Source organism: Nostoc sp. UIC 10890 (assembly GCF_054786515.1).
The window spans coordinates 2,239,269-2,262,665 of the sequence record NZ_JBSGKF010000001.1; the positions used below are offsets into that span (position 1 = coordinate 2,239,269).

At 42.9% G+C, this 23,397-nt stretch carries 14 protein-coding genes; 5 read left to right on the top strand and 9 right to left on the bottom strand.

Annotated features, from left to right (window positions below; translation table 11 throughout):
- Window positions 1-31: 31 nt before the first annotated feature.
- The 7 genes from ACWATR_RS08750 to ACWATR_RS08780 all read right to left on the bottom strand — a co-directional run bounded on the left by ACWATR_RS08750 (window position 32) and on the right by ACWATR_RS08780 (window position 14,237).
- A complete protein-coding gene (locus tag ACWATR_RS08750; protein ID WP_460331462.1) occupies window positions 32-1,828 on the bottom strand; it encodes an ABC transporter ATP-binding protein in 1,797 nt (598 codons plus the stop codon).
- A gap of 154 nt (window positions 1,829-1,982) precedes the next feature.
- Window positions 1,983-3,152 carry a glycosyltransferase family 4 protein gene (locus ACWATR_RS08755; protein ID WP_460331464.1) on the bottom strand — a complete coding sequence of 390 codons (1,170 nt, stop codon included), beginning with the start codon at window positions 3,150-3,152 and terminating at the stop codon, window positions 1,983-1,985.
- A 13-nt stretch (window positions 3,153-3,165) separates the two neighbouring features.
- Window positions 3,166-4,431 (bottom strand): glycosyltransferase, encoded by a 1,266-nt coding sequence (locus ACWATR_RS08760; RefSeq protein ID WP_460331466.1) that lies wholly within the window; start codon window positions 4,429-4,431, stop codon window positions 3,166-3,168.
- Between the two features lie 93 nt (window positions 4,432-4,524).
- Entirely contained in the window at window positions 4,525-5,796 is a 1,272-nt protein-coding gene (locus ACWATR_RS08765) for a glycosyltransferase family protein (RefSeq protein ID WP_460331468.1), read from the bottom strand.
- Between the two features lie 278 nt (window positions 5,797-6,074).
- Window positions 6,075-6,632, bottom strand: a complete 558-nt coding sequence (locus ACWATR_RS08770; protein WP_460331470.1) for a hypothetical protein — start codon at window positions 6,630-6,632, stop codon at window positions 6,075-6,077.
- Window positions 6,633-6,644: 12 nt separating this feature from the next.
- Complete coding sequence (locus ACWATR_RS08775) at window positions 6,645-7,553, bottom strand: hypothetical protein (protein WP_460331472.1); 909 nt, start codon at window positions 7,551-7,553, stop codon at window positions 6,645-6,647.
- Window positions 7,554-8,543: 990 nt separating this feature from the next.
- The gene (locus ACWATR_RS08780) at window positions 8,544-14,237 is read right to left on the bottom strand and encodes a PAS domain S-box protein (protein WP_460331474.1); all 5,694 of its coding nucleotides are present in this window, start codon (window positions 14,235-14,237) and stop codon (window positions 8,544-8,546) included.
- A gap of 986 nt (window positions 14,238-15,223) precedes the next feature.
- Between ACWATR_RS08780 and ACWATR_RS08785 the strand changes: the two genes are divergently transcribed.
- Window positions 15,224-15,769 carry an Hsp20/alpha crystallin family protein gene (locus ACWATR_RS08785; RefSeq protein ID WP_460331476.1) on the top strand — a complete coding sequence of 182 codons (546 nt, stop codon included), beginning with the start codon at window positions 15,224-15,226 and terminating at the stop codon, window positions 15,767-15,769.
- 142 nt (window positions 15,770-15,911) lie between these two features.
- On the opposite strand, the gene ACWATR_RS08790 is transcribed toward ACWATR_RS08785, so the two are convergent.
- On the bottom strand, window positions 15,912-16,271 hold the full coding sequence (locus ACWATR_RS08790; protein WP_181931546.1) for a Rieske (2Fe-2S) protein: 360 nt from the start codon (window positions 16,269-16,271) through the stop codon (window positions 15,912-15,914).
- A 279-nt stretch (window positions 16,272-16,550) separates the two neighbouring features.
- Between ACWATR_RS08790 and ACWATR_RS08795 the strand changes: the two genes are divergently transcribed.
- The 4 genes from ACWATR_RS08795 to ACWATR_RS08810 all read left to right on the top strand — a co-directional run bounded on the left by ACWATR_RS08795 (window position 16,551) and on the right by ACWATR_RS08810 (window position 22,752).
- Window positions 16,551-18,395: a vWA domain-containing protein gene (locus ACWATR_RS08795; RefSeq protein WP_460331479.1), complete on the top strand. Its 1,845-nt coding sequence runs from the start codon at window positions 16,551-16,553 to the stop codon at window positions 18,393-18,395.
- A 283-nt stretch (window positions 18,396-18,678) separates the two neighbouring features.
- The gene (gap, locus tag ACWATR_RS08800; RefSeq protein ID WP_460331481.1) at window positions 18,679-19,716 is read left to right on the top strand and encodes a type I glyceraldehyde-3-phosphate dehydrogenase; all 1,038 of its coding nucleotides are present in this window, start codon (window positions 18,679-18,681) and stop codon (window positions 19,714-19,716) included.
- Window positions 19,717-20,101: 385 nt separating this feature from the next.
- The gene (pyk, locus tag ACWATR_RS08805) at window positions 20,102-21,532 is read left to right on the top strand and encodes a pyruvate kinase (RefSeq protein WP_460331483.1); all 1,431 of its coding nucleotides are present in this window, start codon (window positions 20,102-20,104) and stop codon (window positions 21,530-21,532) included.
- Window positions 21,533-21,747: 215 nt separating this feature from the next.
- On the top strand, window positions 21,748-22,752 hold the full coding sequence (locus ACWATR_RS08810; RefSeq protein WP_460331485.1) for a transaldolase: 1,005 nt from the start codon (window positions 21,748-21,750) through the stop codon (window positions 22,750-22,752).
- A 174-nt stretch (window positions 22,753-22,926) separates the two neighbouring features.
- Here ACWATR_RS08810 and ACWATR_RS08815 read toward each other — a convergent pair whose 3' ends face one another.
- Window positions 22,927-23,301 (bottom strand): hypothetical protein, encoded by a 375-nt coding sequence (locus ACWATR_RS08815; protein WP_460331487.1) that lies wholly within the window; start codon window positions 23,299-23,301, stop codon window positions 22,927-22,929.
- Between the last annotated feature and the right edge of the window lie 96 nt (window positions 23,302-23,397).

Genomic DNA, 23,397 nt, shown 5'->3' on the forward strand with positions numbered 1-23,397 from the left:
TCAGCGTCCCTCTGCGTTAAAAAACTCCCCTTTAAACCCTCAAAGAAGCCTGCACTTGATACAAAGCCGCATAACGCCCATTCTGTTGTATCAATTCCAGATGAGTGCCTTGTTCCACCACCTGCCCATTTTCCAGATAAAGAATCATATCTGCGCGAGTTGCCAGATAAAGATCATGAGTAATTAAAAAAGTCGTCCGATTTTCCGACAACTGTTGCAGCGCATCAATCACAGCCTTCTCATTCCCCTTATCTAACCCCGTAGTCGGTTCATCTAAAATCAGGATAGGAGCTTGACGAATAGCAGCACGAGCGATCGCAATTCTTTGTCTTTGTCCCCCAGAAAGAGTTGCGCCTCTTTCCCCTACAAGGGTGTCGTATCCTTGCGGTAAAGCTTGGATAAAATCATGAGCATTAGCTAAACGAGTTGCATCTTCAATTTCAGCATCAGACACCCCGGCGATCCCGTAGGCAATGTTTTCTCGAATACTAGCAGCGAATAAAAGACTATCTTGCAAAACTACACTAATTTGCGGACGTAATGATGCTAATGTATATTCTCGAATATCCCGCCCGTCAATCATTACGCGCCCTGATGTTGGATCATAAAGCCGTAATAATAAACTAACTAATGTAGATTTACCACCACCAGAAGTCCCAACGATCGCAACTTGTTGTCCCGGTTGAATATTTAAGTTGATTTCTTGCAGTAGAACTTGTCCTGATTCATAAGCAAAGTGGACGCGATCAAAACGCACTGCACCTCGGAAAATCGGCGCTGGGATTGCATCTGGCAAATCATAGACATCGGGTTGCTGATTTAATACATCTAAAATGCGCTCACTCGAAGCCGCAGCTTTCGCCAGTCGTCCGGTGTATTTAGCGAAGTTCTGCACTGGCTTAAAGGCGTTCTTCAGGTAGGTGAGAAATACCAGTACATCCCCAGGTGTTAACGCATCTCGCAGCGCCAACCAAGAACCGTACCATAAAACGATCGCTGTTCCCAGTGCAATCACAGCATCAACAGTACGTTCTAAGTGAGCCGCCAGCCGTTGGGTTTTGACGCTTTCTTTGAGACTACGCTGATTTTGTTGAGCAAATACCCGTGCAAAAGCATCTTGCAAGGATAAGGCTTTAACTAATTTAATGGCAGCAATCGACTCAGCCGCCGTCGCCGCCACAGCACCTTCTTGGTGGCGTTGCTTTAATGAGGAATCTTTAATACGCTGGCTGAGTCGGTTAGTAACTAGCCAAAATAACGGTAGCGTGAAGAGTGAAAGTAGGGTGAGGCTGGGATTCATCCAAAACATTACCCCAATCATCCCAAATAGAGTCAGAATGCTGACTACTAGCGGTAATGCTGCCGTAATCATAATTTCTTGGAGACGGCTAGCATCGCTACTGACACGGATAATTAAATCGCCGCTACGTGCTTTGGTGTGATAAGCCAAAGATAAATCTTGCAGATGGCAATATAAATGATTACGCACTTTTGCCATAACTCGGCTACCAACTGTTGCTAATCCGACGGTACTCCAATAGGCAGCAAGGGCGCGTAAGCCTGTAATAAGTAAGACGGCAACGGCTGAGAATGTCAGTAATGTTATCGGTTCTAGACTAGCAATGATGGGAATATTATTTATCTTGTCGCCGCGCAGGAGAACGTAATCAAAGACAAATTTGAGCGGCCAAGGTTCTAATACTCGTAGTCCGACATCTGCAACTAAAGCGATCGCAGAAATCAAAAGTAGTCCGAACTGTGGACGAATGTCAGGCCAGAAATAAACTAAGATTCCCCACAAACCAGGAACATTTTGAGCTTTTGGCATTTATAGTTTCACCACATATTTGGGTCTGAAGCCCCGTGCTTCACGCAATGCTTTAAAGTAATGAGTAAGGAGTAAGGAGTAATGAGTGGATGAAAAATGGGTATTTACTTATTACTTGTTACTTATTACTCATTACTTCTTCTTAAGAGCGCCTTTAGATCGGTGAGGATGTCAACTCCATCGGCAATGGAGATGCTATGCAGAGAATTTTTTGAGCGATCGCATCCCAAGTATGATTTGCGATTACCGTTTGCCGCGCCGCCTGTCCTAAAGTATGACGGAAAGGAGGCGATCGCCACAATTTTTCTAAAGCCTCTGCTAAAGCGATCGCATCACCTGGAGGACAAAGAATACCATTCACCTCTGGATCAATTAAGTCTGCCAATTGCCCAATTTGACTCACAACTACAGGCAAACCAGCCGCCATATATTCATATACTTTCAATGGTGAGAAGTAAAAATCAGATTGCGCGGCGTAGGGTGCAACGGCGACATCCATTGCTGCTAATAATTGAGGAACTTCATCAGGATTCACCGCACCTGTAAATTGAGCATGAGCATCTAATCCCCGTGCAGCTAATTCCATTTGCAGATTTTCCCGTTCCGGGCCATCGCCAACAATTAAAAGTTTGGCATTGGGAACACGTTGATGCAGTAAACTAAAAGCTTCTGTGAGAATTGGCAATCCATGCCACGGTTTCAACGTACCGACAAATCCCACTGTAAAGGTTTCTGGTTGAGTTGCCGGACGAAGGGTAGAAAAGCGGTGAGGATTAACACCATTAGGGATGACATGAATTTTGCTACTATCCACATAATTCATTAAGTAAGTTTTCACTGCATCTGAAACAGCAATCAGTGCTGTAGCTGCTGAAAAAACTCGATTTGCCACTTCTTCCGCACTTTCGCGATCAATCAAACCCCGATGCTGTGCTTGTTCTGTAATCAGAGGCGAATTTACCTCCAACAAACCCGGAATTCCCATAGCTTGGGCATATTCCATCGCGCTATAACTCCAAAGAGAATAACGCTCATAAATGAAATCAAAGGGGCCAAATCTTGCCAAATTTAAGCGTAAATCAGGATTGATCGCTAAAGCAACTTGCTCTCGTGCCGCCCGTTCCAATTTTGGAATAGCTGGGAGTTGATGAACAACAACATTAGCTAAATCTGCGGGTAATTCTCCCCCAATTCGAGTAGCAAACAATGTAACTTGGCTACCTTGCTTTTGCAACGCTCGAATCACCTCTTGGACATGAATCGAGCATCCTTTTTGACCAAATACAGGTATACCCGGATCAGCACAAATGTATGCAATTCGCATCTTCACACCTCCTTTACGCTTTTGCGCCTACTTTGCGAGTTCCGCTTGCGGTATGCGTGAGAAATAATTTCCGTAAAATTGCAGTATTGCGATGAATATCAAACTCAGACTCAATTAATTGCCTAGCCTGGGTTGACAACTTAACCCGCAAAGCAGAATTTGTGAGAAATTGCCCAAGTGCGATCGCTAATTTATCGGCATCATGTTGTGGCACAATTAACCCAGTCTCCCCATCACGCACCAATTCAGGAATACCCGTCACATCAGTACTTACACAGGGAGTTCCCAAAGCCATAGCTTCCAGTAAAACTGTAGGTAGTCCATCCCGATTACCATCTTTGCCAATAACATAAGGTGCGGCAAACACAGCAGCTTTTTGTACTAATTGAAACACCTCATTTTGCGGACGCGGGCCGACAATTTCCACAATAGATTGCAGTTCTAAATCTATAATTTGTTGACGCAAGGTCAATTCTAAAGAACCAGTCCCGACAATTTGACACTGAAACTGATAATTTCTCTGCTTGAGAATGGCACAAGCATCAATCAAAACAGATAGCCCTTTCTTCTCGATTAACCGACCGACTGAGATAATTAATGGCGGACGTTCAGCCGGAGAAGAATATTGTAATTGTCGCAAATCTAAACCGTTGTAAATGCGCTGAACTTGCTTTGCAGCTAAGTTATATGTATTGTGCAGATATCTGAGATTATAGTCACTGACAGTTACGACACTAGCCGCATCCTGTAGCTTACGTTGCATATCCTCAAATTCCACGCTTTCATGAAATATGTCTTTAGCATGAGCCGTAAAGGTATAGGGAATGCCTGTAAAGTGAGATGCTAGCCGAGCCACACTAGTTGCCACAGTCCCAAAATGAGCGTGTAAATGAGTAATGCCTTTGATTCGCGCTTCTCGTGCTAACCATGCGGCTTGGTAGACAGTGCTAGCTTTTTCACCTTGAGCAAAAGCCAGTTTTGGCCAAAAGTCAGGGATAACCTTACTTGCTTCTTGTAATTCTGCCCAAAAATAGCTAGCGGCCGTAGGCGCAAGACTATTGAGTGATTCACTAACCCGCCCTTGAATTGGCCTCCGAATGTAACTTACAGGCGCACGCACTTGGGAAATAATATTTTGAAAGTGAGTGTCACATAGTGGCCGTAAGGCGAAAATTTCTATATCTAAGCCAGCCGCTTCATGAGCCAAAATTTCATTGACGACAAAGGTTTCAGAATAGCGGGGATAACGTTTGAGAACATAACCAACACGGATTGACATAATTCGTAGTTCGTAATTCGTAATTCGTAATTAATGAGGTGAGATTTTTGACAAATGACCAATAACAAATGACCAATAACAAATGACCAATGACTAATGACAAATAGCTGATATGAGGATTTCATTAACGAATTGGGGAATGCGGGTAAGTCCTTTGAGATCGACGAAATTACGGACTTGTGATGGCTCTACCTTAAGTGTTAGCCAGTTCGTTAATGCAGCAGGTGTCAGTTGATGTGGGTGCAGTACATCGATTAAGCCAAGTGCTTGTAATCGTTTAGCACGGATTGATTGTTCTTGTCGGGGTTTGATGCGGGGTAAAATTAGCGATCGCTTTGCAAATGACAACAATTCACAAGTTGTGTTGTAACCACCCATTGCAATTACACGTTCGGCTTGATTTATTAACAGCGTCGGCTCGGCTAAATATTCCAACACGCGCAAGTTGTCACGTTGCGCTGCATAGTTCTGGAGTTTTTGCCGGACTTCTCGCGGCATAAACGGGCCTGTCAAGATGATACCGTTCATTTCTGGTGGTAGTTCAGCATGAGCAAATGTTTCTGCTAACTGCGCTCCATCTTGTCCGCCTCCCACTAAGCACAATACCAATCGTTCAGATGGCAGATTGAGCGATTTAAATGCTTGAACGCTGTCTAAATCCAGATGTTTGAGGCGGCTACGTTGGTCAAGATAGCCCGTGTAGCGGAATTTAGCAACAGTTTTTGGCTGGAAGTGATACTCTTTTGCTAGGTCATAGATGTTGCGATCGCCATACACCCAAACCTGATCGTAGTAAGTTTGAATCGCCTCTTCATTAGCTGCTCGCTTCCAATCTCGACGCACAGAAGCGGGTTCATCTAAAATATCTCGTAAACCTAGAATGCAGTATGTTTTTCCTTGAGTACGCAGGTAATCTAGAGTTGGATCTAGCTCTCTGACTGCTCCTCGCGGTACATTATCCACAATAAAAATATCAGGTTTAAATGTTTTAATGGTGGTGAGAATAACTTGCGATCGCAGTGTAATAATTTCCTGCAATGATAGATCCAATCTTCTTGCCTGATATCGCCCATCAATATTTTTGTGCAAAGCCGGGAGCGTCAAACAATCTACCCCTGGAGGTGTTGGTACATTACTGGCATCTTGAATGCCACTAATCATTAAAACATCAGTTTTTAGGGGTGAACATCCTAAAGTTTGAGCAATCAACAAATTACGGCGTTTATGCCCTAGCCCCATTGTGTCGTGGGAATATAAAGCAATACGCCACTTCCGAGTATTGCTAGATAAACTACTATTCTCTGAAGAAACGATACTACCCGATGTTCTGATAATTTCTCCAGAGTGGGATAACAAGTTGTTCATTTGCACTCCTGACTAATTTTTCCCACAGAATCTAATCCCCCTTTTTATCTAGCAATCTAAAATAATTCATTGAGAACACATGGCTCTATACCCAGAAATAAAGTTTTCATTGATACTGATTTTCTTCCACTCTCTACCTTTCTTTGTTAAAAATTTTGTGTGTCGCTTAACTTGAACTTAACGTAAGTTTAACCAGGGTTTTATGAGAAGACAATGAAGGTTACATGAGAACTTTCTCATGTAACCTTCACCAGATATCAAATATTGCCTATTCGCTTTCAAAAACTATTTTTACTCGTAACTCTAATTAAAAAACGCAGACCTTCATTGACTGCTTGAGAATTTGGAAACATTTCTGCAACATCAGGTTCTAAAAAAACTGTCAATTTTTCAATATTATTAAAATCGTCTTCACTAACTATCACATTATTGTTCGTCAAGCCATGATTGGATTGAGTTTTATTCTGTATTATGCTTGTTTGGGAAGATACAGCATTTAATTTATTAACTAGTGATTCCCAACTACTAACTTTCAGGTTAAAATGAACCTTTGCATTTCGTAATGTTTGAAACTGTTCTTTCAGAATATCAACAGTATAAATATGCCTCTGAGATACCTGTTTCTCTGCATTCAGGTCTGACTCAACCATATCAACTACTTCATTAATAAGTCGGTCATGATTTTCGGCAATTTGAGCAGCAGCCCCTAAAATCCTAGAAGTTGCTTTTATCTGTACATCAGTCTCTTGTTTAAGGCGATCGGCAATACTACGAATTTGATCTCCCAGCCCCACTTTACCTTGTTTTTGCGTAGCTGGGAGTGATTTTTTGTTCATGAGTATACTTGTTTATTCAGAAAGTATATCTTTAATTGCCAACCAGATGCGTTTAAATTTTTGTACCAAACCTATAGGATTGTTAGTTGTTTCTTCTTCTACCGAATCAACTAGAGATTGAATCCGATCCATACGCTCTGCGACAACGTAAAGACTGTTTACTGCTTCATCCTTACTTGCTAAAGAGTCACGCAATAGCACAACCATCTGGGCAATTTCTCGTTTTAGTTTTTCATTCTCGGCTTTTCGGCGAGTTTCCCAGCCTTTAATACTAGCTTTTGAACGACGCTCATATTTGAGTTCTGCTTTAGTCTCATTGTATAAACTCAAATACATTTCTCGTTCAGAATTTACTGCTTCATATTTAGTAAGAAATTCAGTCGCTCTAGCTTTTTCTTCGTTATAGAGACAGAGCGTTTGTTGATGACTTTTTTGCTCATCAATATAAAAGTTATAATTTTGAGTTACTCGCTCTTTTAGCTCATTAGCTTCGAGTTGGCAAGTTTGGATTTCTCGCTGGTGAACATGAACTAGCTGCGATATTTTCGCTTTTTCTTCTTTATAAAGGTAGAGCGTCTTTTGATGATTTTCTTGTTCATCAATATAGAAGCGATAATTTTTAGTAACAAGCTCTTTTAGCTCATTAGCTTCGAGTTGGTAAGTTTGAATCTCTTGCTTAACATGAACCAGTTGGGATGCAGCTTCCTCATTTTCTTTTGCACGTTGTTGCCATTTATCGCGTTCAGATGCAGCTTCCTCATTTTCTTTTGCATGTTGTTGCCATTCATCGCGTTGGGCGCGAACAGTCATCAATGAAAGTTTAAGTTCATGATAAGAAACTGGTTCTTTCTGCTGTGGGCGAGGATTATTAACAGCGTTATCATAATTAGAATCTCTGCGATCTGCTCTCCTCATTGCCATAATTTAAGTTCCTATGTAAGTATAAATATTTAAGTATAAGTATTCAGTTTAGCTAAGATGAACTCATTGAAGTGTGATCTTGGTTCTACTGGTAATATGATCTCAATCTGGGTTGGAATATCTTTTATTCTGTCTTAAGCGCTCAAATTCCCAGACGTGCGATCTTAAAGTGGCTAGTACCGCAAGGCGGAATTAAAAATTAAAAATTAAAAATTAAAAATGAAGACAGCGTAAGGGTTTTGTTGATTGGGAATGGGTGGTTTATTTCCGCCGTGCTGTACTAGAAACATTGTGCTTTATCAGAAAGCTAGGCTCCAAAAAGTGAAGGGAAATAAGCTTCAAAGCTTCGCACCAAAATCATCTCCATTTTATCCAGCACACCCCAGTTAAAACAATTCGCAATTCGCACTCTTGCTAACGCCCCGCTACGCTAACGAACGCAATTACGTTTTGCGTTAGCGAGTCTGCGAACGTCCGGGGATTTAGACCCCGGCCCAAAACGGGCTGCCTGTCTTGCTGGGGACTTATACCAATTTAATGTGAAGTTGCACATATCTCGATCCCCCTAAATCCCCCTTAAAAAGGGGGACTTTGATAGATGTTTTTCCAGTTCCCCCCTTTTTAAGCTACGGTGTACACACAAGTCGAAAAAAGCTTGATTTTCCATTCTTCTCTCGTTTATCTCGTTTACCTCGTTTTTATCTCGTTCCCATGTTCTACATGGGAATGCTCCTCGTGGAGGCTCTGCCTCCAATCTGGCATTGAGTCTCTGACTCAATGAATGCATTCCCAGTCGGAGACTGGGAACGAGGAAAGTCTTATCAAGCTAGGTTTTTAGGACTTGTGTGTACACCGTAGCCTTTTTAAGGGGGGCTAGGGGGGATCTAATTCTATGCAGCTTCATACAAAATTGGTATTAAATCCCCAAAGTTAATTAAAGTACGCTCTATAATCATTAGCATTGAGACGAATGGCAATCCACAATTCTTATTAACTGGATAATACTCCTGGAATACTCGTCAATTCCATAATTCTCTCAAACTGAAAATCATGAGCTAAATTTTTAATAAAAGTTTGCAGTACTGCATTTTCTGAAGGTATTTGCTCAATCAATTCTAAAATCAGGTCATCACTACATTGGGCGGCAGCGGTGTACACTTTTTTCACCCATTCGGGCGACATTTCAGCAAATAGAGTCACTAAATCTGTAAAGGTCAACATTGATTCTATTTCCTGTTGCGTTGCATCTGCTATCTGATAGCTTTCTTCTTGATAAATATATTGAACTCCTAAATATTCGCTCAATTTTTCTAATAATTTCTCCTCACGGAAAGGCTTGTTAATATAATCATCACAACCCGCTTTGATCATTACCTCTCGTTGTTCCTCAAAGGCATTAGCGGTTAAGGCGATGATAATGGTGTTGCAATTTTCGATTGAGGTTTCTTCTCTAGCTTTAATAATTCTTGTGGCTTCATAGCCGTCCATAATCGGCATCCGCATATCCATTAAGATTAGGTGTGGTTGCCATGTCTGCCAAAGTGCGATCGCTTCTTGACCATTAGTCGCTTCCTGGACTGCAAAACCGATAGATGTCAGAATTTTCATTAACACTAAACGGCTGTCTGTAGAGTCATCAACCACCAAGATACGGTATTCGCTTTGATCGGCCGCTAAACTAATAACTTGGCGTCTAGTTTTTTTGATCTGGATTTCGCTAGCTTCGGCTAGACCAATTTGAATATCAAAAGTAAATTTACTTCCCTCGCCAACAGTGCTGGTGACGCTAATATCTCCCCCCATTAGTTCCACATATTTGCGGCTGATTGCTAAACCTAGTCCTGTTCCCTGTTGAGATTTCCTGCCGGTTTCAGTTTGCCCAAAAGCTTCAAACAGCAAGTCAATTTCTTCTGGAGCAATACCGCGACCAGTATCTTCTACCTCGAATATTAGGGATTGGGGATTGGGGATTAGGGATTGGGGATTTATTATTCTCCTTTGCTCCCCTGCTCCTCTGCCCCCCTGCTCCCCCTGCTCCCCCTGCTCCCCCTGCTCGCTGCTCTCTGCTCCCCAATTCTCCTGCCCCATACCTACGTACAGCGTCACTCTTCCAGTATCGGTAAATTTGATCGCATTTCCCAGGAGGTTAAGCAAGACTTGACGCAATTTACTTTCGTCAGCTTGGATGTATTGGGGGAGGTGAGATGTATATTCAAAGGCCAATTCTAATCCTTTAGATGTGGCACGGAAGCGCAACATCTCTTTGAGGTTTTCCAACAGACGAATTAAGTCAAAACTGTTGAGATTTAATGTGATTCTGCCGGCTTCAATTTTAGACATTTCCAGAATGTCGTTAATCAAGTTGAGGAGATGTTCGCCGGCCCGATTGATGATTGTTAGATTTTGCTGATGTTCAGTAGATAAATTACGATCATGGCTCATGACTTGGGTAAAACCAAGGATGGCATTGAGTGGGGTACGCAGTTCGTGGCTCATGTTGGCGAGAAATTCGCTTTTGGCGCGGTTGGCAGCATCAGCAATAATCACAGCTTCTTGCAATGCTTGTGACTGCCTTTGAGTTTGCGCTAGTAATTGTGCCTGCTGTAAAGCAACACCTAACTGATTACCAATTTGAACTACGATATTGATTTCTCCTGGTTTCCATTGGCGGGAATCGGAATTTTGATAACTCGCCAGTAATCCCCAAAGCTGAGTACCATACAAAATGGGGACAATAATGTAGGCTTTTGCCTGAAAGCGCTCTAAGAGTTCGATATAAGCAGGATGAAACTCAGCATTGTAAATGTCTGGGACACAGCGGAAACTTGCACCTTGGGTTGCTTGCAAATAAGGATCTTCCAGTTGGTTATCTGCGTCATCCAAAATTTTTGCTAGGCAATGGCCATCTTGTAAAACACCCTCTGTGAGATGCGGCTGATTGTTGTGTTCTTCTATTAGAGAAATCCAACCGTTACCCACCGACTCGGAGACAAATTCGCCACTCCAGTGAGGATTGAAACGATAGACAACAACCCGATCGCAGTTGAGTACTTGGCGTAATTCTTCGGTTGTAGCCGCAAATATCGTTTCTAAATCGAGTGTTTGGCGCATTCTTTGAATTACTTGGGCGATCGCTCTTTCGCGTTCTGCACTCTCACGCAAGGCTTCTTCGGCTAACTTTCTCTCGGTAATATCTGTAATTGTACCGATGTAACCTTTAATTTTTCCATCTTCTCCAAATTCTGGTAAAGCCTGACAAATTACCCAGACGACTGTACTATCAGCACGCAAAAAACGATGCTCGTACTTATACATTTTTTTAGCGGTTCTTGCTTGATTCCATAACAACAAGAACTGTTCGCGGTCATCTGGATGTACGGCATTTGCCCAACCTGTTCCCAGAGACTCTTCTAAACTGCATCCAGTAATCTCACTCCAGCGTTGATTAAAATATAAAGCATTGCCATCTACGTCAGCGTGAAATATACAAGCTGGTGAGGCTTCTGCTAGAAGTTGATATCGCTGCTGACCGGATTGCAAAGCTAGTTCTGCCAATTTGCGATCGTTAATGTCTGCCCAATAACCAACGCATTCTATAGGGTAATTAGCTTCGTCATAAATTAACCTCATCTTTTCGTAGAACCAGTGATAAGTTCCATCAGCGTGTAACCACCGGTATTCGTAGGAAATGTACTCCTGCTCAACAAGCTCCTTAAATTTTTCTGAGATGAGTTTAATATCTTGTGGGTGGACGTGATGAAGCCAGAAACTAGAATTCTCAATAAAAACACGCGCTTCGTAGCCCACCATTTCTTTAACGTTCTCACTGATAAAGGTCGTGCTACAATCCTCTGATGTTTTGCTGCTATAAATGACTACAGGACTAGAGGTGAGCAGATATTGTAGGCGTTCGTTAGCTAAACGCAGTTCTTGTTCAATGTGTTTGCGATCGCTAATTTCTACTAAAACTGTACCGACACCAGAGGGGCGATCGTCTTCACCAAGAATCGGAAAATAAGAAGCTAAGAAGTGGCGGATAATATTTGGTTGTTGAATTGATGCGCTGCTTAATTCTTGATTGAGAATGGGTTTACCTGTCAATAAAACCTGTTGATAAATTGGTTCTACTAGGGGGGACATCTGGGGTAAGACTTCATAAATTCTCTGGCCAATATGATCTTGCTGGGGTAGTCCATTAATCTCCGCTAGTAGTTGGTTGATTTGCACAAATCGCAGTTGGTTATCTACGATGTTCATGCCAACGGGAGCGCTACTAAAAAAGGCATTGAGGCGAGCTTCTCTGAGTGCTAGTTCTTGTTCTAGGGTTTTGCGCTCAATCAACCCACCCAACTGAGCAGCAACAGCACTGACTAGCAAAAGCAAACGTCGATCTACCAATACTGAACTACGTTTAAAAAATACTAAAACTGCTAATACTCGCTTTCCAGAGACTATGGGAACACCAAAACCAGCTTTTAATCCTACTTTGGCTGCTTGTCGCGATCGCAAAAAAATTGGTTGTGTAACTTTAGAAACATCTTCTATCCACTCTGGTTCCTGGTTCTGCCAAACTCTTCCTGGTAGTCCCACTCCCAAAGGAAATTTCACGGCTTGACTTTGGCGGCAGAATTCTTCTAGGCTACTCTGCTCACCGTACCAGCCCAGACTGTGTTCTAAAACAGTTCTGTCTTCATTAGGTATCCATGCTTCACCAAAATCCCAGCCAATGGTATGACAAATTAAGCGCAATACCACTATTAAGGCGCTGTTGACATTACTACCGCGAGTGATGGCTTGGGTTGTCAACAGTAACAAACGACTTTCATTTTCTGCCTGCTTGCGTTCAGTAATATCTTTGGCGGTACCCAGTACGTACCATTGCCCATAAATCTTGATCATTTCCGCACTCAAAAGTGTTGTCCTGATTTCTCCTGTTGAAGTGCAGACATCAATCTCATAGTTGCGGATGGCTTTTGTTTGTTGCAAGATTTGGGTGAGAAAATTATATTCTTCTGGATTCACCCAAATATTCAATTCTTGATCGGTGCGATTGATCACCTGAGAACGAGAATAACCAAAAAATCGACAAAAGCTGTCGTTAACTTCGACATAGCGTTTATTGAGAACAGTAATTAAGGCAATTGGATCGGGAGATGACCGAAAAGCTGATGCTAACTTTTCTTCAGAAGCCCGTCGCGCTGCTTCTGCGCGTTGGCGTTCTTTTGCCTCCAACACCAAGGATGTTAAATTGCCCAGAGAGCGAGCGAAATTTTGGTCTTCTAGCGTCCAATGATGAGTAACTCCCACTGCTTCCAGACATAAAACTCCTACAGTCTTTCCCTCCAGCCTAATGGGTGTATCGAGTATAGAGGTGATGTTTAATCTTGAGTAAGACGCAGAAAATTCTTTAGTTCTAGAATCTGTATGAGCATCATCTGCGGCGATTAGTTGGTCTTGCTGCAAAGCTGCAAAATAAGCTGGATAGTCGGCTGCTGATAAGGAAAGTCCTTCGCTATGTTGATTGCGACTGGCCTCAAATAGATCAAAACACTGAATTTTCGTGCCTGTTTCGTCATAGAGCCAAATACTGGTTCGTTCCACCCCAATATTCTTAACAGCCGTTTCAGTGATTTTACACAAAGCTGCTTTCAAGTCACCCTGATAAAGTGTTTGATTTTGCGCCAGTTGTGTTAGCACTAGATTATGATTGCGGAGCTTAATCGTGCTTTCTTGGAGTAATTTTTCTACCCCTCGACGCTGTGTAATATTACTAGCAGTGCCTGTCATACCTATAACTAGACCCTCTTCATTGTGTAATGCGATCGCATTAAACATCAGATAAAGTAAGGTACCATCTTTAGCTACACAGCTAGTTTCATGTTGAAAGATCGGTTTTCCCTGAAGAACGCAGTCAAAGGCTACTTTATCTTGAGCAACTTGTGTAGGCGAGATGAAATCAGTCAAGGCACGCCCGATCATTTCTTGGGGTTCGTAGCCATAAATCTGCTTCACCGCCGGGTTGACAAAGGTAATTAGTCCATCAATATCTACCGACCAAATCATATCCTGGGATGTTTCTACTAGATGGCGATACTGGCTTTCACTCTTCTTCAGGGCAGCTTCGACTAAAAGGCATTCGCTTTGATAAACTTCTCTACAAAAGGCTTTGCTAATGTTAGGGGGAATTTCTTTAAAAATATCTTCTATTTGTCTGTTACGAATATTTAACTTAGCTACAACTTCTTGACGCTTTTTAATCTCCTGTTGCAGTTGAGCCTTTTGCTCTTTTAACTGTTGTTTTAGCCTTTGGATAGTGAGTTGATTTTGTACACGTAATAAAACTTCTGTAGTTTGGAATGGTTGAGTAATATAGTCAACATCGCCTAAATCAAAGACATTTATTTTTTCAGATAATTCATCTAAAATACCGAAAAAGATTATTGGAATATCTTGAGTTTTATCGTTAGCTTTCAAATTTTGACAAATGTCATAATCATCCATATCTAGCATAAGAACGTTTAGCAAAAGCAAATCAGGGAGAAAAGCAAGCGCTGTATTGATTGCCAATTGTCCCGAAATGACACTTTGCACCTGATAACTTTGGTGCTGAAGGATGTCTGATAAAAAATGTAAATTCTCTAAGTTGCTATCAACTAATAAAATTTTGATTTTTTGAGCATCCATATCAGTTCCTAAGTTAATTTTCAATCAAGAGTAATTTGTTGAATCAAACTGAACATAAAATCAGAAAGCAAAACTCTGTTACCAGATTGTAAATAAAATCATCGTTGCTTACCACCATACTTCAGCCCAAGGTGTATGGATAAGTTGCAGATGAAGTAGAACAAGTGGTTAATACTGCTAAATCTCTGCGGTGGAAAAATCGGAATAGAAAGATATAACAAAGCAGATATAGGACTCCTATTTGATTTTTGAACAAGATTCAGCACGCATTTATCCTTTCTTTCCTGTTTCCTATTCTATTGGTGTCAACTGAACGTGAAAGCTAGCCTAGTACAAGCTTTTAGATATTGTCTCGTTCCCAGTCTCCGACTGGGAATGCCGTCCTAGAGGCTCCGCCTCGCTTGCTGGCGGCAGAGCCGCTTTTGAGTTGCATTTCCAGCCAGAGGCTGTAAACGAGGTTTTAAAGGAGTGTCAGCTTAATTTGACACCAATGTACCCTGCGGTTTCGCTCAAAGCGTTCTCGTAAGAGTAGCCGTTTCTCTACGAAACGGCGTGTCCCTACTACCTATAGTTTTGCGTAAATCTTGGCTACGTGCAGCATCTCCGTCAAGAGAAAAATCAGCGGCTCTAGCCCTTAGAATAGGCTGGAGCCTTTGAATATAAGTGAATTTAATTAACTTTACATTACGTAATCATAGTTTAATTTATTATTGCCTACTTACCTTGATATCAGCTATTCTCAAGCTTTTCACCCTTCTTCTGTTTGATACGGTAAATCCAACCTATGTCTGTACGGTTTACCCAACTGTTTTTAGATTTTGATTTTATTAAATTACTTACTAGAGAGAAGAAACAAAGCAAATAAAGCTCCTCTCTAAACAAAATAGAGGTTCGATAATTGCTTAAATATCTAAAACCTCTAAATACCTCTAAAACTTTGTTTGATTACCCAAAATTGAATTAGAAAGTTAAGGAGAGATTCAGATATGGCACTCATTCGTTGGGAACCATTCCGTGAAATGGAGATTCTGCGTCGTCAAATGGATCAACTTTTCTCTGAGCTTACAGCAGCCGAGCGTGGCAACTCAGATGTTTCTTCTCCATCACCGAGAACAGCATGGGTTCCTGCTGTTGAGTTATACGACAATGGTTCAGAGTGGCTATTAAGAGTTGAGATTCCAGGCGTAGAAGCTAAAGACCTGGATATTCAAGTCACTCAAGATGCAGTTTCAATTACAGGTGAGCATCGTTACGAAAAACATTCCCAATCTAACGCTAAAGTTCATTCTGAATTCCGGTATGGCAACTTTACCAGAGTAATTGCTCTACCAAGCAAAGTTCAGAATCAACAAGTTAAGGCAGACCTGAAAGATGGGATTTTAATTTTGACTTTACCCAAGCTTGAGCAAGAGCAGAGTAAGGTATTCAAAGTGAATTTAGGACAATCTCAAACTGCTACAGCTTCTATAGAAGCCGGCAACGGTAATACACAACCCAACATTACATCACAGCAAAGTGTTCAAACTGCTTGAGAAGATGTTCTATTTGCTCATTCAATGGTTTCTATATCTCTGCAATAGGTAAATTTGGATATAAACCCCAGCTAAACTCATCTGCTGGGGTTTTTATTGCTTTTTTACTCAGTATTGTTTCGGTAAATTCAGGGAGAGGGTGCTATTCCTCTTGTACATCAACCCAGATACTGCCTTCTTCCACACGAATTGGAAACACTGGTAGTGCCTTTGGTTGTGAAACCAACGACAGTACCTTACCTACACCAGGTGGCCAGGAACACCAGTCTTTTACCTCACCAGTCCGCAGGTCAAAAGCACTGCGATGGAAAGAACAAACAATAGCCCCACTTTCATTGATTTTGCCACTTTTCAGAGGCAATTTTAAGTGAGGACAGGTGTTATCTACAGCATAAAGCTGATTTTCGTGATTCAAAAGCAGAATTTTCCGGTTCCCAACTTTCACCACTTCTCGCGCACCTGGGGAAAGTGCTGCGACTGCAAGAACTTTAGTCCAACTCATTAGGTTCTCCTCTCCTAATATATCTGCTTTCAGTTTCCCGCAATAGTGACCAGTGCGATCGCCTTTTAGTACCGGACAGTGGAGAAGGATCAAGTCAGTAGATCACAAACTTTTCCCAAAAAAGCGATTACTGACGAGATATCAAAACTATAAAATCTTACATTAAATTCTATTTTGACACTGAACAAACTAATTTCTGGGTAAACTAAGTAAAGCACTTACTGTCTTGTCATCATAGGGCTTGTAGCTTATAACAGACAATTTTGAGGGATATAAAAAATGATTAAGACAAGTTATGAATTTGACCAGTCTATCCTCCCCACAGGATCTTCATTAAAGACTAATATTCTGCTACGTTTTCGTGCTGACATCGCTGAATCTCCCCGACGTCACCTTAACCTTTCTCTTGTAATTGACCGTTCCGGCTCAATGGCCGGCGCTCCCTTGCATCACGCGCTCAAAGCCGCTGAGTCTGTGGTCGATCAACTTGAGCCAAATGACATTCTCTCAGTAGTTGTTTACGACGATGAAGTGGACAGTGTTGTACCACCCCAAGCTGTGACTGACAAGGCCGCACTGAAAAATTCTATCCGCAAGGTGAGAGCAGGTGGTATTACCAATTTATCAGGGGGATGGCTCAAAGGCTGTGAACACGTAAAGACGCGACTTGATCCGCAAAAAATCAACCGTGTTCTCCTGCTTACCGATGGTCACGCCAATATGGGCATTCAAGACCCGAAGGTACTGACAGCGACATCGGGGCAAAAAGCTGAGGAAGGCATTACTACAACTACGTTAGGTTTTGCTCAGGGTTTTAATGAAGACCTGCTGATTGGGATGGCAAGAGCCGCCACGGGCAACTTCTACTTCATTCAAAGCATCGATGAAGCAACTGAAGTGTTTAGTATTGAGCTAGACAGTCTCAGAGCAGTAGTGGGACAGAATCTCAAGGTGACGCTGGAATTAGCTGATGGTGTCAGCCTTGTTGATACCTTAAGTCTTGCTAAAGTTACCCAGAACGACGCTGGTCAAGCTGTTCTCACCTTGGGAGAGCTTTACGAGGGTGAAGACAAACTTCTCGGCTTGAGTTTGGAGATATCAAGCGCTCAAATTGGTGATTTACCAGTAATGAAGTTGCATTACAGCGCCGATGTTGTGCAGAATAACTTGATTCAAAGCGTATCAGGTACAGCCGATGTCGTCGCCAAAGTTGGCACCATTGAGGAAGCAGCTTTTGCTTCTACGAGTCATATCATTCTTGAACTGAGTCGCCTCAACATCGCTAAGGCCAAAGAGACAGGACTCAATCTCGCTGAACATGGCAGACATGAGGAAGCTGAACAAATCCTGCGTGCGCTGGTGAAAGATTTGCGGGATAAAGGGTTAAATGAGAATTTTGAAATTGCTGAAGAGATTGATCAACTTGAGTATTTCGCAGGTCGCATTGCCCAAAAAGCTCTAGGCAATGCCGGACGGAAAGAGATGCGCGATCAGACTTACCAGACGATGACGCGCAATCGTAGCGATTTGGTGGGTCGCGGTGTCACAGCTGGCGATGAAGTGTACGCAATGCCGACTGTGAATGAAGTAGGTTCAGGTGTTGAATTGTACTGCGTTCGTGAAGGCGGTAAACTGCGGGTAAAAGTCGTTTCCGAAGGCTACGATTCAACCAAAAACGTCCAGTTTCCCCGCGCTATTCGTGCCGAGGGGGCACGCTATGTTGTTGAAGGATTGGAACTCTCAAACGATGCCACTTTCTACCGTGTACGTGGCAACATCACCCGTTTTGCTCAACCCGGTGAAGCAGATATTTTCGTTGCCCCTAGGCGATCGCATCCAACTAACACAGGCAAAGCTTCCAAAGGCCCTGCCAGTGCCGCCGATCTTCCCACAACTGACACTGTAGGGGACAGCATTTTAGTTCAGTGTGTTAAAGATGGCAGCAAGCTACGTGCTAGGGTAGTTTCCGACGGATATGAACCGGATTGGAACATGCGTTTTCCGCGATCGGTTCGTGAGGAAGGAATGCTTTACATCGTTGATGAAGTCAAAACCGCACCTGATGGCAAGTCTTATATTGCCTGTGGTGAAATTAAGCGATTTGTCCAACCTACTACTAATTGAGTTGAATTGGGGACTGGCGAAGAAGCAGGGGAGCAGGGGAGCAGGGGAGCAGAGGAGAAGTTGCAGTAAGTTTATTCCCCTCTGCCCCTCTGCCCCTCTGCCCCTCTGCCCCTCTGCCCCTCCGCACCTCTGCCTCTTCTAACGCCCAATCCTTAAAATATGCCAAGTAAATATGCCTTAGCTGACTGAGACTGTCAGGATCAAAGAGTAAAGAGTAAAAGGCAATCTATTTTGACTTTTAACTTTCTCCTTTTGTTCAACTTCCACAACGGGAGGTTTAATCTTGACTAAATTGAAAGTTGGTATCAATGGTTTCGGTCGAATTGGGCGACTTGTGCTTCGCGCTGGCATCAATAACCCCAATATCGAGTTTGTGGGCATTAACGACCTAGTACCACCAGATAATCTTGCTTACCTATTAAAGTATGATTCAACCCACGGCAAATTAAAGCAGAAGGTTGAAGCCAAGGAAGACGGCATCCTGATTGACGGACATTTCATTCCTTGTGTGTCAGTGAGGAATCCAGCAGAGTTACCTTGGGGAAAACTAGGTGCAGATTATGTCGTGGAAGCGACCGGACTCTTCACCGACTACGAAGGAGCTGCAAACCACCTGAAGGCAGGTGCAAAGCGAGTGGTAATTTCCGCTCCCACCAAAGATCCAGATAGAGTTACTACCCTGTTAATGGGTGTCAATCATCACTTATTTGACCCTAGCAAGGATATCATTGTCTCCAATGCTAGCTGCACTACAAACTGTCTAGCTCCTATAGCTAAGGTTATCAATGACAATTTTGGGTTGACTGAAGGGTTGATGACCACAGTCCACGCTATGACTGCCACTCAGCCAACTGTAGACGGCCCCAGCAAAAAAGACTGGCGGGGTGGTCGAGGTGCATCCCAAAATATTATTCCCTCCTCCACTGGCGCAGCGAAAGCTGTAGCGTTGGTTTTACCAGAATTGAAGGGCAGGTTAACTGGGATGGCATTACGAGTTCCGACTCCCGATGTCTCTGTAGTTGATTTAACTTTCAAAACTGCCAAAGCCACCAGTTACAAGGAAATCTGTGCTGCCATGAAGGAGGCTGCCACAGGTTCACTAGCGGGTATTTTGGGTTACACAGATGAAGAAGTAGTTTCCACAGATTTTCAAGGTGATACCCATTCCAGTATCTTCGATGCAGGCGCTGGTATTGAGTTGAACTCCAACTTCTTCAAGGTAATTGCCTGGTATGACAACGAGTGGGGCTACTCAAATCGTGTGATTGACCTGATGTTCTCTATGTCACAGAAGGAAAAACTCGCACCGACAGCTGCTTGATAATTCGTAATTCGTAATTCGTAATTTAATAGGGGTTGAAACTCACGAATAATAAACAGCTTGTATGTTATTAGTCGGGGTTGAAATCCCCGTTAGAAAATATAATTACGAACTACGAATTGTTTAATTGTCATTGGTGATTAACCTTTGACTTTTGGGATTTGGGTCAAATAGGAAAGATACCGAAAACAAAACGCAATCTAGTATTTTTATTTAGCAAACCAGTGATATGAAGCACATGTGATTTTTGGCTCGTAATACTAATTCTTTGAAAGAAGGCTAAAGATTTAAACCCGAAAACCTAAATAAAATCTCAAGCCTCTGAATTACGAATTACGAATTACGAATTACGAATTCACAGGTTACTCCTCAACCCCCAATCCCTATGCGTCGAACCAAAATCATTTGTACTGTTGGCCCGGCTACATCTGCACCTGAAAAGCTGCAAGCCTTGGTAAAAGCCGGAATGAATGTGGCACGGCTGAATTTTTCCCACGGGGCTTATGAATTCCACGCCCAAACGGCTCACTATCTCAGACAGATTAGCACTGAGCAGCAAAAGCCGATCGCAATTATGCAAGACTTATGTGGCCCCAAGATTCGCTTGGGAACTTTACCACCGGAAGGTTTAAATTTAGAAGCTGGTAATGAAGTCACTTTTGTTTTGCAAGAAAAGGGCGAGAGTATTGACGAACTCCCCCTACCATTGCCGACTTTGTTCGCAATGGTGCGACCAGGTGAACCAATTTTAATTAATGATGGTCGTGTCAAGTTGATTGTTACCGATCGCGATGCCGATCGCATTCGGGCACAAGTAAAAATTGGCGGGTTAATTTCCACCCACAAGGGAGTGAACCTGCCCCAAACTCCTTTACCTGTTAGTTCGATCACCGAAAAAGACTTGCTGGATCTCCGCTTTGGGATTCAGTTGGGTGTAGACTGGGTAGCGGTGTCCTTCGTGCGATCGCCACAAGACTTAGAACCCGCCAGACGAATGATTGAAGCTGCTGGTGCTTCCATCCGCCTAATTGCCAAAATCGAACGAGCAGAGGCAGTAGAGAATTTTGACTCAATTCTGAAGGTTGCGGACGCGATTATGATTGCCCGTGGCGATTTAGGGGTAGAAGTGCCAATTCACGAAGTACCCTTAATTCAAAAAGATATTATTCGCCGTTGCAATCGTGCTGGCAAGCCGGTGATTACAGCCACCCAAATGCTAGAGTCGATGATTAGCGCCCCCGATCCCACCCGCGCCGAAGCCACCGATGTAGCCAACTCCATCTTAGATGGTACGGATGCGGTAATGCTTTCTGGTGAAACCGCTGTCGGACAATATCCCATCGCCGCCGTCCAGATGATGCACAACATCGCCGTGCGGACAGAACAGGCTTTAGACGAGGGTAGCAAACATGCTTGGTGTCATGAAGCAGGTAGTCTCAGCGTTACCGAATCTGTGGCAGAATCCGTCTGTCGCATCGCTTATGAAACAGGCTCACGGGCAATTCTCTGTAACACTTCATCAGGAAGTACGGCGCGAATGGTATCTAAATATCGGCCGACTTCTCCCATTATTGCCCTCACCTCCGACATCACCGCTTATCGCCAACTAGCGCTTTCTTGGGGTGTAGAAGCTTTGCTGATCCCACCAGTCCACAATGCCGAAGAGATGTTTACCAATGTGGTGAACACAGTTGTAGATATGGGTTTAGCGAATAAGGGCGATAAAGTAGTAATTACCTCTGGTGTTCCAATTGGTAAATCGGGCACAACTAGTTTAATCAAAGTGCATTCCATTGGACAGCCAATTTCGGCATAAGGCACTTAGAATAGGGCTGTGGCTCAAGATAGTAAGCAAAATTGGGCAATGATTAACAAAAATTGCCAGAATCAGAATTGAAGGGACTGGTGACTGGGGACTGGGGACTAGGAACTGGGGAGGAGAATATGTAACCCCTAACTCCTAACTCTTAACTCCTAACTCAGCACTCAGCACTCGCTAGTAAATCCTAAACAAACATCATGGAGTCTTTTATGTCTAAGAATTTACTGGAACAATTGCGAGAAGTGACTGTTGTAGTCGCAGATACAGGGGATATCCAGGCAATTGAAAAGTTCAAACCCCAAGATGCCACCACCAATCCTTCTCTGATTACTGCTGCGGCGCAAATGCCAGAATATCAGGGAATTGTCGATCAAACTTTACTTCAGGCGAAGAAAGATGCTGGAACCGGAGCCACCCAAGCACAGATAGTTTCTTTGGCTTTTGACCGTTTGGCAGTTGCCTTTGGATTAAAGATTTTGCAAATCATTCCCGGTCGTGTGTCTACAGAAGTGGATGCTCGCTTGTCCTACGATACCGAAGCTACTCTGACTAAGGCACGGGACTTAATTGCCCAGTATAAAGCTGCCGGAATTGGCCGCGATCGCGTTTTAATTAAAATTGCCACCACTTGGGAAGGCATTCGCGCTGCGGAAATTCTGGAAAAAGAAGGTATTCACTGTAACCTTACATTGTTGTTTGGTCTTCACCAAGCGATCGCTTGTGCAGAAGCCGGCGTCACCCTAATTTCTCCCTTCGTCGGTCGAATTCTCGACTGGTACAAAAAAGATACCGGACGCGATAGCTACCCAGCAGCCGAAGATCCAGGAGTTTTGTCAGTCACCAAAATCTACAACTACTACAAGAAATTCGGCTATAAAACCGAAGTTATGGGAGCTAGCTTCCGCAATCTTGGTGAAATTACTGAACTTGCAGGTAGTGATTTGCTGACCATTTCACCGTCACTTTTGGCTGAATTGCAGTCAACTGTTGCAGAACTGCCACGTAAACTTGACCCCGCCAAGGCAGCAAGCTTGGAAATCGAAAAGATATCCATTGACAAAGCTAGCTATGACAAAATGCACGCTGCTGACCGCATGGCAACTGACAAACTAGACGAGGGCATTAAAGGTTTCACCAAGGCACTAGAAGACCTTGAGAAACTTTTGGCAGACCGACTAGTTCGCCTTGAAGGAGAGGTAGTAGCAAGCCATTAAAAGATAATAATAGTTAGTGGTTAGTGGTTAAACCACTAACCACTAGTTAGTTACATCAGCCGCAATATTGCTCGGATTTTGCATTTTTAACTCAGAATTTGGTTTGGAGAAAAGGTTAAAGGTTTTTTCTTTCCCTTTTCCCCAAAACCCGACAAGTATTGACATCATCTGTCGTTAATAACGACGGCGAATATTTTCGTATCGTCCGTAAGGCTGCCGTCGTTGGATAATCTGCCGTTGTCTTAACTGCTGCCGTCGGATACTTGGGTATCGTCTTAAGGACTGTCGGCGTCGGATACTTGGGTATCGTCTTAAGTACTGCCGCCGTCGGATAATTTGCCGTCGTCGGATCATTCGGTATCTTCCTGGCCGCCGTTGAGCAATTAAAAGCTCTCCAGTTTTATCTCCAACTAGGTTAGCTTCTGGTGCAGCGCTCTGTTCATTGCGAGCATTATCTAAAGAAATATCTTTTGCTTCAGCTAATGAGGGCGGATACACAAAGGCACATAGCAATAGCGCTATTGAGGATAACTTCCTGAAACCTTTCATGTTTTTGCTTCTACTAGACTTTCGGTAATAACTTTATTAAAACACCTTAAAGTCAGCAAATTATCGCTTATATAGTTTTTTTTAACTTAATTTGGT

Excerpts from the sequence above, each read along its gene's own strand:
- ACWATR_RS08750 (WP_460331462.1), bottom strand. The coding sequence starts at position 1,828 with ATGCCAAAAGCTCAAAATGTTCCTGGTTTGTGGGGAATCTTAGTTTAT.
- ACWATR_RS08755 (WP_460331464.1), bottom strand. The coding sequence starts at position 3,152 with ATGCGAATTGCATACATTTGTGCTGATCCGGGTATACCTGTATTTGGT.
- ACWATR_RS08760 (WP_460331466.1), bottom strand. The coding sequence starts at position 4,431 with ATGTCAATCCGTGTTGGTTATGTTCTCAAACGTTATCCCCGCTATTCT.
- ACWATR_RS08765 (WP_460331468.1), bottom strand. The coding sequence starts at position 5,796 with ATGAACAACTTGTTATCCCACTCTGGAGAAATTATCAGAACATCGGGT.
- ACWATR_RS08770 (WP_460331470.1), bottom strand. The coding sequence starts at position 6,632 with ATGAACAAAAAATCACTCCCAGCTACGCAAAAACAAGGTAAAGTGGGG.
- ACWATR_RS08775 (WP_460331472.1), bottom strand. The coding sequence starts at position 7,553 with ATGGCAATGAGGAGAGCAGATCGCAGAGATTCTAATTATGATAACGCT.
- ACWATR_RS08780 (WP_460331474.1), bottom strand. The coding sequence starts at position 14,237 with ATGGATGCTCAAAAAATCAAAATTTTATTAGTTGATAGCAACTTAGAG.
- ACWATR_RS08785 (WP_460331476.1), top strand. The coding sequence starts at position 15,224 with ATGGCACTCATTCGTTGGGAACCATTCCGTGAAATGGAGATTCTGCGT.
- ACWATR_RS08790 (WP_181931546.1), bottom strand. The coding sequence starts at position 16,271 with ATGAGTTGGACTAAAGTTCTTGCAGTCGCAGCACTTTCCCCAGGTGCG.
- ACWATR_RS08795 (WP_460331479.1), top strand. The coding sequence starts at position 16,551 with ATGATTAAGACAAGTTATGAATTTGACCAGTCTATCCTCCCCACAGGA.
- pyk (WP_460331483.1), top strand. The coding sequence starts at position 20,102 with ATGCGTCGAACCAAAATCATTTGTACTGTTGGCCCGGCTACATCTGCA.
- ACWATR_RS08810 (WP_460331485.1), top strand. The coding sequence starts at position 21,748 with ATGTCTAAGAATTTACTGGAACAATTGCGAGAAGTGACTGTTGTAGTC.
- ACWATR_RS08815 (WP_460331487.1), bottom strand. The coding sequence starts at position 23,301 with ATGAAAGGTTTCAGGAAGTTATCCTCAATAGCGCTATTGCTATGTGCC.